Here is a 15,038-nt window from a genome sequence, read left to right as displayed (position 1 = left end):
CCCCACATCCGTGCGCCGCCGGAGCCGTAGCGGACTCCGGCGGCGCACCTTCTTGTCCACAGCCTGTGGACGGCGAACCTCAACCCCCGGGCGTCACCAGTCGCGCCTCGTACGCGAACACCGCCGCCTGCGTGCGGTCGCGCAGCCCCAGCTTCACCAGGATGCGGCTGACATGCGTCTTGACCGTGGATTCCGCGACGACGAGATGCTCGGCGATCTCACCGTTCGACAATCCCTGGGCCACCAGCACCAGCACCTCCGTCTCCCGCTCGGTGAGATCGGCGATGCGCTCCTGGGCGGGAGCACGCGGGGTGCCCAGGCGGGAGAACTCGGAGATCAGGCGCTTGGTCACGGTCGGGGCGAGCAGCGCCTCACCGGAGGCGACGATGCGCACGCCCTCGGCGAGCTGGCCGGCCGAGGCGTCCTTGAGCAGGAAGCCGCTGGCTCCGGCGCGCAGCGCTTGGTACACGTACTCGTCGAGGTCGAAGGTGGTCAGCACCAGGACCTTGGCGTCCGCGTTGGCCGCGACGATCTCGCGGGTCGCCTCCAGGCCGTTCATCTCCGGCATCCGGATGTCCATCAGGACGACATCGGGCTTGAGGACGGAGACCTTGCGCACCGCCTGGCGCCCGTCGACGGCCTCGCCGACGACCTCGATGTCCGGCATGGCGTTGAGCAGGACGGAGAAGCCCTCGCGGACCATCACCTGATCATCGACGATCAGTACCCGGATCATGCGCCGCTCCCCTTGGGCGTGGTCTCCCCCGCCGCGTTCGACACCGGGATGAACGCGGCGACCTCGAAGCCGCCGTCCTCGGTGTGGTCGGCGGTCATCTCGCCGCCCAGCATCTGTACCCGCTCGCGCATGCCCAGCACGCCGTGCCCCGCGCCCGGGGACGGTTTGGCCAGCCGGCTCGGGGTGCCGTTGATGATCCGCAGGCCGATCCCGCCCAGGACGTAGGAGATCTCCACCCGGGCGTCGGCACCCGGCGAGTGGCGCAGCGCGTTGCTCAGGGCCTCCTGGACGATCCGGTAGGCGGAGAGCTCCACGCCCTGCGGCAGCGGCCGGGGCGCGCCGGTGATCACGGCCTCCACAGTCAGTCCCGCGCCGCGGACGCTGTCGAGCAGCGAGTCGAGGCTGGCGAGCGTCGGCTGCGGGGCCTCCGGGGCGCCGTCGGCGAAGGCGTCCGGGTCCTCGGAACGGACCACGCCCAGGATGCGACGGAGTTCGGTGAGCGCGGCGACGGCGTTCTCCCGGATCGTGGCGAAGGACGTGGCGAGCTCCGGCGGGGTGTTCTCGACCCGGTAGGGGGCGGCCTCGGCCTGGATGGCGATCACGGACATGTGGTGCGCGACCACATCGTGCAGCTCGCGGGCGATGGTGGCGCGCTCCTCCAGGAGGGTGCGCCGGGACCGCTCCTCGGCGGTGGCGGTCTGGGTCTCGACGACCTGCCGGCGCTCCTCGCGCCAGGCGCGCACCGCCGCGGCGGCGATCAGCACCAGGCCGGAGAAGAACGCCACCGGCGGCACATCGCCCGCACCGTTTCCGCTGAACACCGACAGCACGCCGGTCACACCGAAGGTGACCAGCCACATCTCCATCGCCAGCCGCGGCCGGGTCCGCAGCACCACGAGTGCCATCACGGCCAGATGGACGGGGAAGGCCGCATCACCGAAGGGACTGCCGTACGGGGAGAAGGCCGATGTGACGAACCACCCCGCGACCACCGCGAACAACGAGATCCAGTACGCCCCCACCGGGCGGAAGAGCGTCAGCGCGGGCGGGGCGGCCACCAGCAGGCAGTAGCCCGTCACCAGCAGGCCCCGCAGCGGGCCGATGTCGTAGCTCATGGCGAAGGTCGCCAGGAAGACCAGCACCGCGAAGCCGACCACGATGAAGTGCGGCAGCCAGCGCGCCCAGTGCCGGATCCGCTCGGGCAGCCAGGGCACCCACCGGGACACCTTGGCGTCCTCCAGCGGCGGCATCGGGCGGAAGGCGAAGGCGTCGACGAACAGGTCCTGGCGCAGCCGGTGCAGCGCGCCATGAGCTATCCGGGCCTCGGAACGCAGGGTGCTCTGCGTCTGGGTCTTCTCGTTCACGCTGACAACGGTAAGCAGAGACCGGCCCCCGGGCGTCCCCACCAGTGGGGATCTCCGGAGGTCCGTCTCAAGTACTACCCGGCGGTCACAACAGCGCGACCAGGAGGCGGCAGCTGGGCGTACCGGGCGTGACCGGCGCGTAGTGGCCCACGCCGGGCAGCTCGCGCAGGTCCGTACCGCCCGGGTGCGCCGCCGCGTAGCGCTGGGAGATGCCGAGCGGGACATCGTCGTCATCGGCGCCGTGCAGGATCGTGACCGGGACGCCCGGTGGCGGGCGGCGGGCGGGGTCCGCGGCGGCCAGGCGCTCCGGGAGCCCGGGGCCCGCGCCCAGGAGCTCGGCGACCGCGCCGTTGCTCAGCCGCAGCTCATGGGCGCGGGCGAGATCGGCGACCGGCGAGACGGCGATCACCCGGGTCACCGGGGTGCCGGGGCGGGCGGCGGCCAGCAGCGCGAGATGGCCGCCCGCGGAGTGCCCCACGAGGACGACGCCCGCGGCGCCGGGTACCTCGCGCACCGCCGCCTCGACGGCCGCCGCGACGTCCTCGAACGTCTGCGGCGCACCGCCCCCGGCACCGACCCTGCGGTACTCCGCGAGCGCCACCGGCAGCCCCCGCCCGGCCAGCTCGGCGGCGAGCGGCGACAGATGGCGGCGGTCGTAGGCCGCGCGCCAGAACCCGCCGTGCAGGAGCACCACCAGCGGACCGGGCGCCCCCGAGGGGGTGTCCGCGCCCGCCCGCGGCCCGTAGAAGTCGACGATCTGGTCCGGATGCGGCCCGTACGCCACCGTGCGGTCCGGCGCCACCAGGGCGAGCCCCAGCAGCGCCGTCTCCTCGTCCGGCACGCTCACCCGCCCGCTCCGGCCGCCCGCGGCTCGCCCCCGGGCAGCGCCCCCAGCACCTCGCCGAGCGTCCACGCCGCCCGCTCCGCCTCCGCGAAGGAGGTGTAGAGCGGGGTGAAGCCGAAGCGCAGCACGTCGGGCCGGCGGAAGTCGCCGACCACCCCGCGCCGGATCAGCTCCTCCATCACCGCGCCGGCACCCGAGCAGGCCAGCGACACCTGGCTGCCGCGCCGCTGGTGGTCCACCGGTGTGACCGACCGGGCCCGGCCCGGCGGTACGTAGGCGCCGACGCACTCCAGGAAGAAGTCCGTCAGGGCGAGGCTCTTGGTGCGGACGTCCTCGATGGCGACCCCGTCCCAGGCCTCCAGCGCCGCCTCCAGCGCGAGCAGCGACAGGATGTCGGGGGTCCCGACCCGGCCGCGCGCCGCGCCGTCCGCCGGAGCGTAGGCGGGGTCCATGGCGAACGGGTCGGCGTGCGAGTTCCAGCCCGGCAGCGGCGATTCGAACCGCTCCTGGAGGCTCTCGCGGACGTAGAGGTACGCGGGCGACCCCGGGCCGCCGTTGAGGTACTTGTACGTGCAGCCGACGGCGAGGTCGACGTGGTGCGCGTCGAGGCCGACCGGCAGGGCGCCGGCGCTGTGGCACAGGTCCCAGACGGCGAGCGCGCCCGCGGAGTGCAGCGCATGGGTGATGCCGGGCAGGTCGTTGAGCTCGCCGGTGCGGTAGTCGACGTGGTTGACCAGCGCCAGCGCGGTCCGCTCGGTGACCTCGTCGGCGATCCGCGCGGGCTCCACGGGCCGCACCGCGAGACCGGTCATCCGGGCCGCGGACCGGGCGATATAGCCGTCGGTCGGGAAGGTCGCGGCGTCGACCAGGATCTCCGTGCAGCCCTTCCCGGCCATCCGGACGCCACCGACCACGGCCTTGAAGATGTTGACGCTGGTCGAGTCGCCGACCACCACCCGGCCGGGGGCCGCCCCGATCAGCGGGGCGATCTTGTCGCCGATCCGCTCGGGCGCGGTCCACCAGCCGGATTCCGTCCAGGAGCGGATGCGCAGCTCGCCCCACTCGCGGCCGATGACCTCGGCTATCCGGCCGGGCACCGCGCGGGGCAGCGCTCCCAGGGAGTTGCCGTCGAGGTAGACCGTGTCGTCGAGGGTGAAGCGGTCGCGTATCGCGGCGAGCGGATCGGCGGCGTCCAACTGCCGGGCGCGGACGGCCTGTTCGCGCTCGCCGGCGCCGCCGGAGGTGCGGGGAGTCTCAGACATGGCTGCGCGCCGTCCACAGCTCGGGGAAGACGTTCTTGCGGGCCCGCTTCTCCAACCAGGCCACACCCGCGGAACCGCCTGTTCCCATCTTCGCCCCCATCGCCCGCCGGGTCGCGACGAGGTGGTCGTTGCGCCAGCGCCACACCAGCTCGCCGACGTCAGTCAGCGCCTCAGCGAGCCGGACCAGCTCCGACTCCTGCGGACCGGCGTAGATCTCGCCCCAGGCCGCCTCGACGGCCGGGTCCGGCTCGTAGCGCTGCGCCGGGTCCCGCCGCAGTACGGCCTCGGGGACGGCATGGCCGCGGCGCGCGAGCAGCCGCAGCACCTCGTCCCACAGGCTCGGCTCCTGGAGGGCCTTCTCCAGCTCGGCGTGGACCCGGGGCGCGCCGCGGTGCGGCACCAGCATGGACGAGGACTTCTCGCCGAGCAGGAACTCCATCCGCCGGTACATCGCCGACTGGAACCCGCTGCCCTCGCCGAGCGCGCTGCGGTAGGCGTTGAACTGCGCCGGGGTCAGCTTGGCGAGCGGCTTCCAGGCCGCGTTCAGCGCCTCCAGCTCGTGGCACGAGCGGCGCAGCGCGTCCATCGCCACCGTCAGGTCGTCGCGGCGCAGCGCCGCGGCGGCGGTCTGCCACTCGTGGACGATGACGGTGAACCACAGCTCCATGACCTGCGTGGTGACCAGGAAGACCATCTCGCCGGGGTCCTCGGAGAGCGGGTGCTGGAGGTGGGTGAGAACGTCCGCCTGGACGTAGTCCTCGTACGGGGTGGTACCTGCGAAGTCGAGGTTCGGGGTCTCAGGCTCCTGAGCCCCGCCGGTTACCTCGTGGGACATCGCTGTCTCCTCGAAACGTACTCCGGGTAGCGGTCCGCCCCTGCCATGCCGGCACGGGGGCCCCGGTCCCCACCGGGCATCTTCCGCAATGGTCCCCGCAGATGGCAAGGCCCGCCTGGTCAGAGAGCCAGGCGGGCCAGGTCACGGCTCAGGAGAGGGTGTCGGCCGCGGTCGGCGAGGAGTCGCGCAGGAAGGTCGTGCAGCGCTCGTACTCGTCCTGTTCGCCGATCGCCTGGGCGGCGCGGGCCAGGGCGTGCAGGGCCCGCAGGAAGCCGCGGTTGGGCTCGTGCTCGAAGGGCACCGGGCCGTGGCCCTTCCAGCCGGCCCGGCGCAGCGCGTCCAGACCGCGGTGGTAACCGGTGCGGGCGTAGGCGTACGACTCGACGACCCGGCCTTGCGCGAAGGCGTCGTCCGCGAGCTGCGCCCAGGCCAGGCAGGAGGTCGGGTACTTCGCGGCGACATCGGACGGCGCGGTGCCCGCGGCCAGCAGCTCGCGGGGCTCCGGGTCGTCGGGCAGATGGGTCGGGGGCGGTCCCCCGAGCAGGTTCTCGTGAATGGCCATGGGACCAGTATCGCGTTTCGCTGCGCTTGGCCCTTCCGCTGCGCTTTGCCCGCCTCCCACGTTTTCGGCTTTCCCGCCGTGCCTCGTCTCGCCGTTGCGCCTGCGGCGGGCGGATTCCGCTGCGCGGGGCTGTTCGGCTGCCGGTGACGGGCCTGCGGGGTAGGGGTGTGGGACTGCTGCGCTTTACGTCCCACACCCCTACCCCTCCGGCCCGCCCCCTCCCGTTGTGGGTGGGAGAAGACCGTGGGGGTGTACGTCAGCCCTCGTGTGCAGGTAGTCGAGTGAGGGGGCCAGCCCCCACCGGCCTGTCTTCCCACCCACCCACGGGAGGGGACAGACCGTAGGACGAAGTCCGTAGGGCTGTCACCGCACCCGACGAACAACCGCCCGCCGCAGGCGCCACGGCGCGAAAGCCAACAACGTCGGCCGCAGCAAAGCGCAGCGAAAGGGCCGCCAGGCGAAACGGCGAGCAACGCCCACGGCGGGAAGGCCGAAAACGTGGGCCGCAGCAAAGCGCAGCGGACCGGCGGACTAGCGATCCCCCGGATCCAGCGGCGGTGCGCTCACCCCGCAGTGGTAGGCGCACTCGGGGTGGCACCGCTTCTCCGGGGGCGGCTCAGGGCCCCGTAGGACCGCGGGGCGGACCGTCGACCAGGCGATCAGTGCGCCGGCCACCAGCACGCCGGCGCACAACGGCATCGCCCGCCGGAACGTCGCCGCGAACTCCTCCGCCGAGCGGTACGCCTCCGGGCCCATGCCCGCCAGCAGCGGCAGCGCGGCCACCGCCATCAGGCCCGCGGCCCGCGCCGCCGCGTTGTTGATACCGCTGGCCAGGCCAGCCCGGTCGACGTCCACCGATGCCAGCACGGTCGCGGTGAGCGGCGCGACCAGCGTCACCATCCCCGCACCGAGCACCACCATCGCGGGCAGCACATCGGCGAAGAGCAGCAGCATCAGCACGGTCGTCGGCAGCAGCGCGGTACCCGCTTGTACCGCCGAATAGCCCGCCACGACCTGCAGCTGGAGGACGGAGAGGAAGAAGAACCCGCTGAACGCGGCGTAGACGCACACCGTCACCACGTTGATGGCGGAGAACAGCCGGATGCGGAAGATCGCGGGCGGCAGCATCGGATCGGCACGGCGCCCTTCGACGCGCACGAAGACGACCCCGAGCAGCACCCCGGCCGCCGCGGGCACCAGCACGCCCGGCGCGGTGCCCCGGCCCGGCGCGGCGATCAGCGCATAGGTCACCCCGGCCAGCGCCAGCGCCCCCAGCACCGCGCCCCGTACGTCGAAGCCGCCGCGCTCTGGGGCGTCCCGTTCCCGGGTCTCCGGTACGTGCCGCAGCGCGACCGGCACACACACCGCGGCGAGCGGCACGTTCAGGAAGAACACCCAGCGCCAGCCGGGGCCGTCGACCAGCCAGCCACCGACGAACGGGCCGACCGCCGCCGCCACCCCGCCGAGGCCCGACCAGGCGCCGACGCCCCGCGCCCGGTCGTCGGGGTGGAGGACGGCCTGGATCAGCGCCAGCGAGCCGGGCGTGAGCAGCGCCCCGCCGACGCCCTGCAGCGCCCGGGCCGCGATCAGCACCCCGGCGCCCGGCGCGAGGCCGCACAGCAGCGAGGCCGCGGCGAACCAGACCACGCCGATCACGAAGATCCGACGCCGCCCGTAGCGGTCTCCCAGCGCCCCGCCCAGCAGGATCAGCGAGGAGAGCGTGAGCAGGTACGCGGTCACGGTCCACTGCAGGACCGCCAGATCCGCGTTGAGGTCCTCGCCGATCCTCGGCAGTGCGACATTGACGACCGTGCTGTCGAGCAGCGCCATGCCGGAGCCCAGCACGGCCGTGGTCAGCACCCACCGACCCTGCGCCGAGGCCAGCCGGACCCCGCCGGGGGCTTGCGACCCATGCCGTTCGCTCATACGGCGAGCTTGCCCGGCGGCAGGGAGCCGCGCACGGCGAAGGCCCCGCACCTCCGGGAAGATGCGGGGCCTTGGAGCCGTACGGGACTACTTGATCTTGGTGCCCGTGGAGCGCAGGTTGGCGCAGGCCTCGGTCACCCGCTTGGCCATGCCGGCCTCGGCCAGCTTGCCCCAGCTGCGCGGGTCGTAGGTCTTCTTGTTGCCGACCTCGCCGTCGACCTTCAGCACGCCGTCGTAGTTGCGGAACATGTGGTCCGCGACCGGGCGGGAGAAGGCGTACTGGGTGTCGGTGTCCAGGTTCATCTTCACCACGCCGTTCTCCAGCGCGGTGGCGATCTCCTCCTCGGTGGAGCCGGAGCCGCCGTGGAAGACGAAGTCGAACGGGGCGGCCTTGCCGTACTTGGCGCCGACGCCCTCCTGGAGGTCCTTCAGCAGCTCGGGGCGGAGCACGACGTTGCCCGGCTTGTAGACGCCGTGGACGTTGCCGAAGGAGGCGGCGAGAAGGTAGCGGCCCTTCTCGCCGAGACCGAGCGCCTCGGCCGTACGCAGCGCGTCGTCGACCGTGGTGTACAGCTCGTCGTTGATCTCGTGGGTGACGCCGTCCTCCTCGCCACCGGTCGGGGTGATCTCGACCTCAAGAATGATCTTGGCAGCGGAGGCCTTGGCCAGCAGCTCCTGGCCGATGGCCAGGTTGTCGGCCAGGTTCTCGGCCGAGCCGTCCCACATGTGCGACTGGAACAGCGGGTTCTGGCCCTTGGCCACCCGCTCCGCGGAGATGTCGATCAGCGGGCGGACGTAGCCGTCCAGCTTGTCCTTGGGGCAGTGGTCGGTGTGCAGCGCGACGGTGATGTCGTACTTGGCCGCGACGACGTGCGCGAACTCGGCGAGCGCGACGGCACCGGTCACCATGTCCTTGTTGTACTGGCCGCCCAGGAACTCCGCACCACCGGTGGAGATCTGGATGATGCCGTCGCTCTCGGCCTCGGCGAAGCCCCGCAGCGCGGCGTGCAGCGTCTGCGTCGACGTGACGTTGATGGCCGGGTAGGCGAACTTGCCTGCCTTCGCCCGGTCCAGCATCTCGTTGTAGACGTCGGGGGTTGCGATGGGCATCTGTCCGCTCCTTGTGTATGCGGGTGTGCGTTCTTGGCCCTGACCAGGCGAGGACTTCGCCGGGCCACATCTTTCCAGACTCGGCCGACAGCTCCACATCGCCCATCCGGCCGTCATGCGAAAGGGGTGCGGTGTTTCACGTGAAACACCGCACCCCTCAGCAAAGGCGCAGGTCAGAGCGGCACGTACCGGCTCTCGTGGCCCTTTGGCAGTCCTCAGCCCAGACCGAGGTCACCGAGCTGGTAGCCCGTGATATAAGGCAGCCCGGCCTCGGCGATCGCCGAGGCGGCGCCACGGTCGACGATCGTGGCGACCGCGACGACCTCGGCACCCGCCTCGCGCGCCGCCTCGACGGCGGTCAGCGGCGAGCCGCCGGTGGTGGAGGTGTCCTCGACGACCAGCACCCGGCGGCCCTTGATGTCCGGGCCCTCGATACGGCGCTGCATGCCGTGCGCCTTCTGGGCCTTGCGCACGACGAAGGAGTCCAGCCGGCGGCCGCGGGCGGCGGAGGCGTGCAGCATCGAGGTGGCGACCGGATCGGCACCGAGCGTCAGCCCGCCCACCGCGTCATAATCAAGATCGGCGGTGATGTCCAGCATCAGCTGACCGACCAGCGGCGCGGCCTCGCCGTCCAGGGTGATCCGGCGCAGGTCGATGTAGTAGTCGGCCTCCTTGCCGGAGGAAAGCGTCACCTTGCCGTGCACCACGGCCTTGTCCTTGATCTGCTGCAGCAGGTCGCCGCGCACGTCGTCACTCATGCCCATGAGCTTAGGCGGTGCCCGGGGACAGGCTCCGCCAGCTCCACGTCGTGGAGATCTCCAGGGGGTCGATGGGGGTGACCAGGTGCGGCAGCGTGTTGAGGCCGTTCGGCGGCCCGGACTGCGGCTCGACGCAGACCGCGGCCTCCTGCTCGTCGTAGACCACGACCCACTCGGCGCGGCTGGTGACCCTCAGCTCCAGACGGCCCGGCCAGGTGAGCGTGACATCGACGCCCCGCGGCATGCCGAAGCAGTCGTCCCAGGGCCCCGGCTTCGGCACGATCCGCCGCCCGGTCGGGAGGTGGTCGGCGCCCCGCTCCTCCTGCCACTCCGCCGCGAAGTCGAGCTGCGCGTCCTCACCGCCCTCGCCCAGATTGCGCAGGAACCAGGGGTGCCAGCCGGCCTGCGCCGGGAAGGAGTCGGCGGCCGCCTCGACGCCCATGGTGAGGGTGAGCGAACCGCCGTCCTCGGCCAGTTCGACGAGCTGGGTGACCTGCCCCGGGTACGGCCACGGAGCAGCCGGGTCCGCGAGGTCGTAGGTGAAGACCGCCTGCGTCGCGCTCGAACGCGCGGTGCGCCAGCGGAGGTTGCGGCCGGTGCCGTGGATGGCGTGCGGTGCGGCGTTGACCGGCATCTGGTGCAGTTCCCCGCCATTGCGGAACCGGCCGTTCTCGATCCGGCCGCACCACGGGACCATCGGGAAGCAGCCGTAGTGGGTGCCCTGCCGCAGCAGCTCCGTACCGCCGACGCGGAGGCTGCCGATGCGGCAGCCGTTGTCCGGTTGAACGGTCACTTCGGCGGCCCCGGCCGCCAGCCGCACGCCCGCCGCCTGCGGCGCGGGCTGAGTGGGGTTGTCGGTGCTCACGGTCCGACCCTCCCATGTTTCGCTGCGCTCGGCCTGCTTCCCACGTCGTCGGCTGCGGCGCCGTGCGTGTTGTTCGCCGTAGCGCCTGCGGCGGGCGGTGGTTTGTCGGGTGCGGTGACAGCCCTACGGACTCCGTCCTACGGTCTGTCCCCTCCCGTGGTGGGTGGGAAGACGGGCCGGTGGGGCCACACCTGCTCCGTCGACTACCGGCACACGAACGCTGACGCCCAGCCCCACCGGTCTCCTTCCCCCCTCCCACGGGAGGGGGCGGACCGCAGGACGGAGTCCGGAGGGCCGCACCCGCTGCCGAAAACGCCCCGCGCAGCGGCACCCAGCCCGCCGCAGGCGAACCAAGCGAAACCCCCACGGCGGGAAAGCCGAAAACGTGGGAAGCCAGCCAAGCGCAGCGAACGGGCTACCCGCGCCGACGCCGCAGCACGCGCCCCACCACCACCGCCGACGCCAGGACGACCGCCGCGGCCGGGGCCGCCCACCGCAGGGTCGCCGAGGTGCTGTTCGTCTCGGGTGCGGGCACCGGCGCGTAGCGTCCGCGGGGCGGAGCGTGGTCGACCTCCTCCGCGCTGCGCCCGATCATCGTCCGGCGGGCGTGCGCGGCCTCCGCGGGGGCGGCACCGTCCGCGTCCTCGCCGTAGGCGTGCTCGGGGTGCGGGTCCTGCGCCGCGCCCTCCGCGGCCAGGTCGTCCGCCGCCCCGGTGGCGTCCTCGTCGCTGAGCGGATCGAGGGAGGGCGGCGGCACCTCGGTGTCGAACACGCCGTGCCGGTCGGAGTCGTCGGCGTCGGCCACCGGCCGCTGCCGCAGATCCGCCGCCAGGTTCTCCGCGAAGCGGTCCAGCAGCCGACGGCCCGCGGACCGGGCGGCCTGGTCGCTGGCCTCGGCGAGCCGGCCGTCGCTGTGCAGCGTGCCGGCGCAGGCCAGGGTCGTGCCGGGGCCGGGCTCGGTGGCCGGGGAGAGGCGTACGGCCAGCGTCAGCACGACCGCGCCGTCGCCCCGCGCCTCGGTGCCCTTCGCCTCCACGGTCACCGTGGCGGGTGCGCCGTCCTCGCCGGATCTGTCGTCCGCGGCGCCGCTGACCGTCAGCGTGCCGCGGTAGGTGATGGTGGAGCTTCCGATGCGCAGCCGCAGCCGGCCCTCGGGGCAGTGCGGGGCCGCGTCGGCGTCGAGCTGGACTCCCGGGACACAGCGCGCCACCCGCTCCGGCTCGGTGAGCGCCTGCCGCACGGTCCCGACGGGAAACGGAACGTACACCTCATGCTCCATGACATGGGAGCCTAATTCCTTCTCCGGCGCCGAGGGGACCCCTTGGCGGGTGTGGGCGCTGTGCGCGTCGGGCCCGCCCTCTCCCGGGCCCGCCGGTCCGCCCTTCGCCCGCGCGCACGGTGGCCCGTCGCATCAGTCCAGATACCGCGGGTGCATCAGCGTCGACGCCGGCAGTCCGGACAGCCTGGCCCGGGTCGCCCCGCTCCGGCCGGCCAGCAGCTCGTCGACGGTGAGACCCCCCAGATGCGGCGCATCGGACGCGCGCACGAACCGCGGGGTGCGCCGGGCGGCCAGTACGAAGCCCCAGTACTGCGGCCCGCCGGGCGACGGGGCGGTGGCGGGCGCCTCCACGGCCGCCGACCGGGCCGGTCCCCCCAGTCGGTCCGGGCCGCCGGAGAAATCCGCGGGGCGGCCCGACAGGCGGTACGGGACCGTCGCCAGGCCCACCGACCGCATCGTCGTCTCCACCGTCCAGTACGACCGCGGCCGCGTGACCGGTGGCCCGGCGTGCACCACCAGCCGCCCGTCGCGGGCCAGCACCCGCGCCGCCAGGCCGTAGAACTCCTGGGAGTAGAGCTTGGTGCTGGCGGTGATCCCGGGGTCGGGGAGATCGGAGACGATGACGTCGTACGGCTCCGGGGGCCGGCCGTGCGCACCGTGCCGCCGCAGCCACTCGAAGGCGTCGGCGGTGACCACACGCACCCGCGGATCGTCCAGCGAGTGCTGGTTGAGGCGCGAGAGTCCGGGGTCCGTGCGCGCCAACCGCACGACGCCGGGGTCGAGTTCGACGACGGTCACCGAGCGGACCCCGCCATGGCGGAGGATCTCGCGCACCGCCAGGCCGTCGCCACCGCCCAGGACCAGCACCCGGGCGTGCGGTCCCCCCGCCAGCGCCGGATGCACCAGCGCTTCGTGGTAGCGGAACTCGGTGTCCGCGCTGACCCGCAACCGCCCGTCCAGATACAGCTCCAGCGGCTGGCCGGAACCTTTCCTCCCCCGCCCCGCACCGACGACGGGCCCCGTGCCACCGGTCATCACCACTTCCTGGACTCCGGTCTGCACCGCCACCCGCGCCGACGAGCCGTACACCGCCCGGCGGGCGGCGCGTTCGAACGGCGTGGCCAGCAACACCCCCGCGGCCAGCAGCGCGAGCACCAGGACGTTGATGCCGAACACCACCCAGCGGGCGCGGGCGGTCAGATCGCGGCGGAACAGCCACAGCACCAGCACGCCACCGGCCGCCGCGTTGACCGCGCCGGTGACCAGCGCGCCGGTCAGCTGGCCCAGGCTCGGCAGGAGCAGAAAGGGAAAGGCCAGTCCGCCGACGAGCGCACCGACGTAGTCCGCGGCGAACAGGTCGGCGACCGCGCCGCCCGCGTCCTGCCGGCGGACCCGCTGGATCAGCGTCATCAGCAGCGGCACCTCGGCGCCGATCAGCACGCCGATGGCCAGGGAGAAGCCGACGAGTACGGAGCGGGACTGGCCGTACCACGCGAAGCAGGCGTAGAGCGCCATCGCGGAGCAGCCGCCGACCAGCGCGAGGCCGGCCTCGACCGCGCCGAAGCCGATCGCCGCCCGGCAGCGCATCCGCTTGGCGAGCAGCGCGCCGACGCCCATCGCGAAGACCATGACGGACAGGACGACCGAGGCCTGGGTGACCGAGTCGCCGACCAAGTACGTCGCCAGGGCGACCAGTTCGAGTTCGTAGACCAGGCCGCAGGCGGCGCAGACGAAGACCACGGCGAGGACCAGCAGCCTGCCGAGCCCGGCCGGCACGGGAAGTCGCGCCGGTGTCATGGCCTCCGGCGGCCCGAGGGCGCCGGTAAAAGCGGACTCTGGCGGGTCGATCATGAAATGAACGCTACGTGACGATTCGACGCCCCTAGGTCACCCACACGAGTGCACTCTGCGGGCTACACGCGTCAGTTGGGGCGATGTCGATGCGTGGGGCAGCTCAAGGCTCCCGCGCCGCGCGCCCGGCGCACACAACGCTGCACGCGCCCCAACGCACCTCAGGGCCCCGGGCGCGCACTCCCGACGGCCGCCACACCCTTCGCCCCCGGCTCCCCTGCGACCGCCGGCGACGCCGACCCGTCTGGTCACTTCCGCCGGTGCCCCGTTAGACCGCCGCGACCGCCGCGCGTACGCCCACGCGGGTACGGGTGGCCACCAGTCGGCCCTCCTGCGGATACGCGTGCCAGGTCCGCCAGCGCACCTGCCCCTGCTGACACTGCGCCAGCATCGCGGTGAAGGCGTGCGGCGAGCCGGGGAACGTACCGGCCAGACCGTGCGGATGCTCGGCGACCAGCGCGAGCAGTTCCTGCGCGCGGCCCGCGAACGAGCCGCGCGAGAGCGTCTCCACATGCGCGGCGAATTCGTACTCCCAGTCCCCCAGGCGCTTCGCCACACCGAGCGGCAGCGGGGTGCTGCTGCCCGGCATACAGGCGACCGTCTCGGAACAGGTGCCGTGCTCCTCCTCCAGAAGCACCTGGTGAGAGGCGCCCAGCAGTCTCAACTGCACCTGGGCGCCGTGGAGTTGGAGGTCGAGAACGGCGAGGGCCGGCAGGGGTTCCCTGCCCAGCGCCCAGGCCAGGTCGGATGCACGGGTATCGGTGTACGCCGTCGTCAAAGTGGTGAGCATGGGTCGGCTCCGCAAGCACGCAGTGGAATGGTGGGCCGGCCCGCCCGAGAAGGATCAGGGATGCACGTCTGCCCGCCGGCTCGTGCCCACGTGGGATCGGAGAACGTGGGGGATTCTCTATGAAGAGGGAATCATGAAAGCCCGGTCGCCCACAGCCTTTTTACCCATCTTCGCCGGGTTTCCATCCCCTAGAGGGCCATGCAGTTCAACTGTTCAACATCCTTACGACCGGCGGGTGTTGGCCTCTTCTTCAACACCCGCCGGGCGCATATGCGAAGGGGCAAGAGCCACCCGCATGTGTGCAGCTGAACGAGCCCTTCGGCCGGTCCGACCGGCGCCGCGCGGAGGTGCTGCCGCGGGCGACTCAGCAGCCCCCGCCGCCGCCACCGCCGCAGCCGCCACCGCCACCGCCACCGCCACCGCCGCAGGAGGAGGAGCCACCGCCACAGGAGGAGCCGCCGCCGCACGAGTGGCCACCGTGGTGTCCGCCCCCGTGGTGGCCGCCGCTCGAACCCGCTCCGCCGGCGGCCCACCAGCTGCCGCTGCTGCTACTGCTACTGCTCGACTTGCGGTAGCCGCTCCCGCCCCGCCCGCCGGTGCCGCTCCGCGAGGCCAGGGCCACCAGCCCGAGCACCACCGCGCAGATCACCAGGAAGACCACGATTCCCATCTGCCTCACACTCCCTCTCGTCCCCCGAAGAGTGGGGGCACCTCCCACGCCCTTTAGGCAGTGGGGGCGCATCGCTCCGTCCGGCGCCCCGTGCGCCGCTCGCGGCACCGTCCGCGCCGCCGGCCGTCCGCGTCGACGGCCGTCACTGTCCTGTACGCGGGGCTGATGCCCGAGCCCGGGAGTCTC

General features: G+C 72.9%; 14 protein-coding genes. All 14 read right to left on the bottom strand.

All coding sequences use genetic code 11. The features are described from left to right. Positions 1-79: 79 nt before the first annotated feature. Positions 80-736, bottom strand: coding sequence for a response regulator (locus AC0680_RS04975; RefSeq protein WP_478624943.1), 657 nt, complete (start codon positions 734-736; stop codon positions 80-82). Continuing rightward, positions 733-2,100 (bottom strand): sensor histidine kinase, encoded by a 1,368-nt coding sequence (locus AC0680_RS04970; RefSeq protein ID WP_478624942.1) that lies wholly within the window; start codon positions 2,098-2,100, stop codon positions 733-735. Before AC0680_RS04970 ends, AC0680_RS04975 begins: the two co-directional genes overlap by 4 nt. Positions 2,101-2,185: 85 nt before the next feature. After that, positions 2,186-2,947: an alpha/beta hydrolase gene (locus tag AC0680_RS04965; protein WP_478624941.1), complete on the bottom strand. Its 762-nt coding sequence runs from the start codon at positions 2,945-2,947 to the stop codon at positions 2,186-2,188. Continuing rightward, entirely contained in the window at positions 2,944-4,206 is a 1,263-nt protein-coding gene (gene kynU, locus AC0680_RS04960; protein WP_478624939.1) for a kynureninase, read from the bottom strand. Before kynU ends, AC0680_RS04965 begins: the two co-directional genes overlap by 4 nt. Further along, a complete protein-coding gene (locus tag AC0680_RS04955; protein WP_478624938.1) occupies positions 4,199-5,041 on the bottom strand; it encodes a tryptophan 2,3-dioxygenase family protein in 843 nt (280 codons plus the stop codon). The genes kynU and AC0680_RS04955 overlap by 8 nt, the downstream gene beginning before the upstream one ends. Before the next feature lie 148 nt (positions 5,042-5,189). Then, positions 5,190-5,603: a DUF3151 domain-containing protein gene (locus AC0680_RS04950; RefSeq protein ID WP_384424002.1), complete on the bottom strand. Its 414-nt coding sequence runs from the start codon at positions 5,601-5,603 to the stop codon at positions 5,190-5,192. Positions 5,604-6,134: 531 nt separating this feature from the next. Continuing rightward, a complete protein-coding gene (locus tag AC0680_RS04945; protein ID WP_478624936.1) occupies positions 6,135-7,529 on the bottom strand; it encodes an MFS transporter in 1,395 nt (464 codons plus the stop codon). Positions 7,530-7,616: 87 nt separating this feature from the next. Further along, on the bottom strand, positions 7,617-8,639 hold the full coding sequence (fbaA, locus tag AC0680_RS04940; RefSeq protein ID WP_478624935.1) for a class II fructose-bisphosphate aldolase: 1,023 nt from the start codon (positions 8,637-8,639) through the stop codon (positions 7,617-7,619). Between the two features lie 215 nt (positions 8,640-8,854). Continuing rightward, entirely contained in the window at positions 8,855-9,397 is a 543-nt protein-coding gene (gene pyrE / locus AC0680_RS04935) for an orotate phosphoribosyltransferase (protein ID WP_478624934.1), read from the bottom strand. A gap of 10 nt (positions 9,398-9,407) precedes the next feature. Continuing rightward, positions 9,408-10,262 carry an aldose epimerase family protein gene (locus AC0680_RS04930; RefSeq protein ID WP_478624933.1) on the bottom strand — a complete coding sequence of 285 codons (855 nt, stop codon included), beginning with the start codon at positions 10,260-10,262 and terminating at the stop codon, positions 9,408-9,410. A gap of 415 nt (positions 10,263-10,677) precedes the next feature. Continuing rightward, entirely contained in the window at positions 10,678-11,541 is an 864-nt protein-coding gene (locus AC0680_RS04925) for an SRPBCC domain-containing protein (protein WP_478624931.1), read from the bottom strand. A gap of 132 nt (positions 11,542-11,673) precedes the next feature. Beyond that, positions 11,674-13,392, bottom strand: coding sequence for a polyamine aminopropyltransferase (locus tag AC0680_RS04920; protein WP_478624930.1), 1,719 nt, complete (start codon positions 13,390-13,392; stop codon positions 11,674-11,676). A gap of 268 nt (positions 13,393-13,660) precedes the next feature. Next, on the bottom strand, positions 13,661-14,182 hold the full coding sequence (locus AC0680_RS04915; RefSeq protein WP_384424008.1) for a DUF2617 family protein: 522 nt from the start codon (positions 14,180-14,182) through the stop codon (positions 13,661-13,663). 364 nt (positions 14,183-14,546) lie between these two features. Further along, positions 14,547-14,852, bottom strand: coding sequence for a hypothetical protein (locus tag AC0680_RS04910; protein ID WP_478624928.1), 306 nt, complete (start codon positions 14,850-14,852; stop codon positions 14,547-14,549). Positions 14,853-15,038 lie beyond the last annotated feature (186 nt).

Source organism: Streptomyces sp. NPDC043738 (genome assembly GCF_056436545.1).
The sequence above is the reverse complement of the archived record's forward strand: the minus strand, read 5'-3'. Positions and strand labels throughout refer to the sequence as shown.

Coding starts and splice junctions, on each gene's coding strand:
- AC0680_RS04975 (WP_478624943.1), bottom strand. CDS start 736: ATGATCCGGGTACTGATCGTCGATGATCAGGTGATGGTCCGCGAGGGC.
- kynU (WP_478624939.1), bottom strand. CDS start 4,206: ATGTCTGAGACTCCCCGCACCTCCGGCGGCGCCGGCGAGCGCGAACAG.
- AC0680_RS04955 (WP_478624938.1), bottom strand. CDS start 5,041: ATGTCCCACGAGGTAACCGGCGGGGCTCAGGAGCCTGAGACCCCGAAC.
- AC0680_RS04950 (WP_384424002.1), bottom strand. CDS start 5,603: ATGGCCATTCACGAGAACCTGCTCGGGGGACCGCCCCCGACCCATCTG.
- AC0680_RS04945 (WP_478624936.1), bottom strand. CDS start 7,529: ATGAGCGAACGGCATGGGTCGCAAGCCCCCGGCGGGGTCCGGCTGGCC.
- fbaA (WP_478624935.1), bottom strand. CDS start 8,639: ATGCCCATCGCAACCCCCGACGTCTACAACGAGATGCTGGACCGGGCG.
- pyrE (WP_478624934.1), bottom strand. CDS start 9,397: ATGAGTGACGACGTGCGCGGCGACCTGCTGCAGCAGATCAAGGACAAG.
- AC0680_RS04925 (WP_478624931.1), bottom strand. CDS start 11,541: ATGGAGCATGAGGTGTACGTTCCGTTTCCCGTCGGGACCGTGCGGCAG.
- AC0680_RS04920 (WP_478624930.1), bottom strand. CDS start 13,392: ATGATCGACCCGCCAGAGTCCGCTTTTACCGGCGCCCTCGGGCCGCCG.
- AC0680_RS04915 (WP_384424008.1), bottom strand. CDS start 14,182: ATGCTCACCACTTTGACGACGGCGTACACCGATACCCGTGCATCCGAC.
- AC0680_RS04910 (WP_478624928.1), bottom strand. CDS start 14,852: ATGGGAATCGTGGTCTTCCTGGTGATCTGCGCGGTGGTGCTCGGGCTG.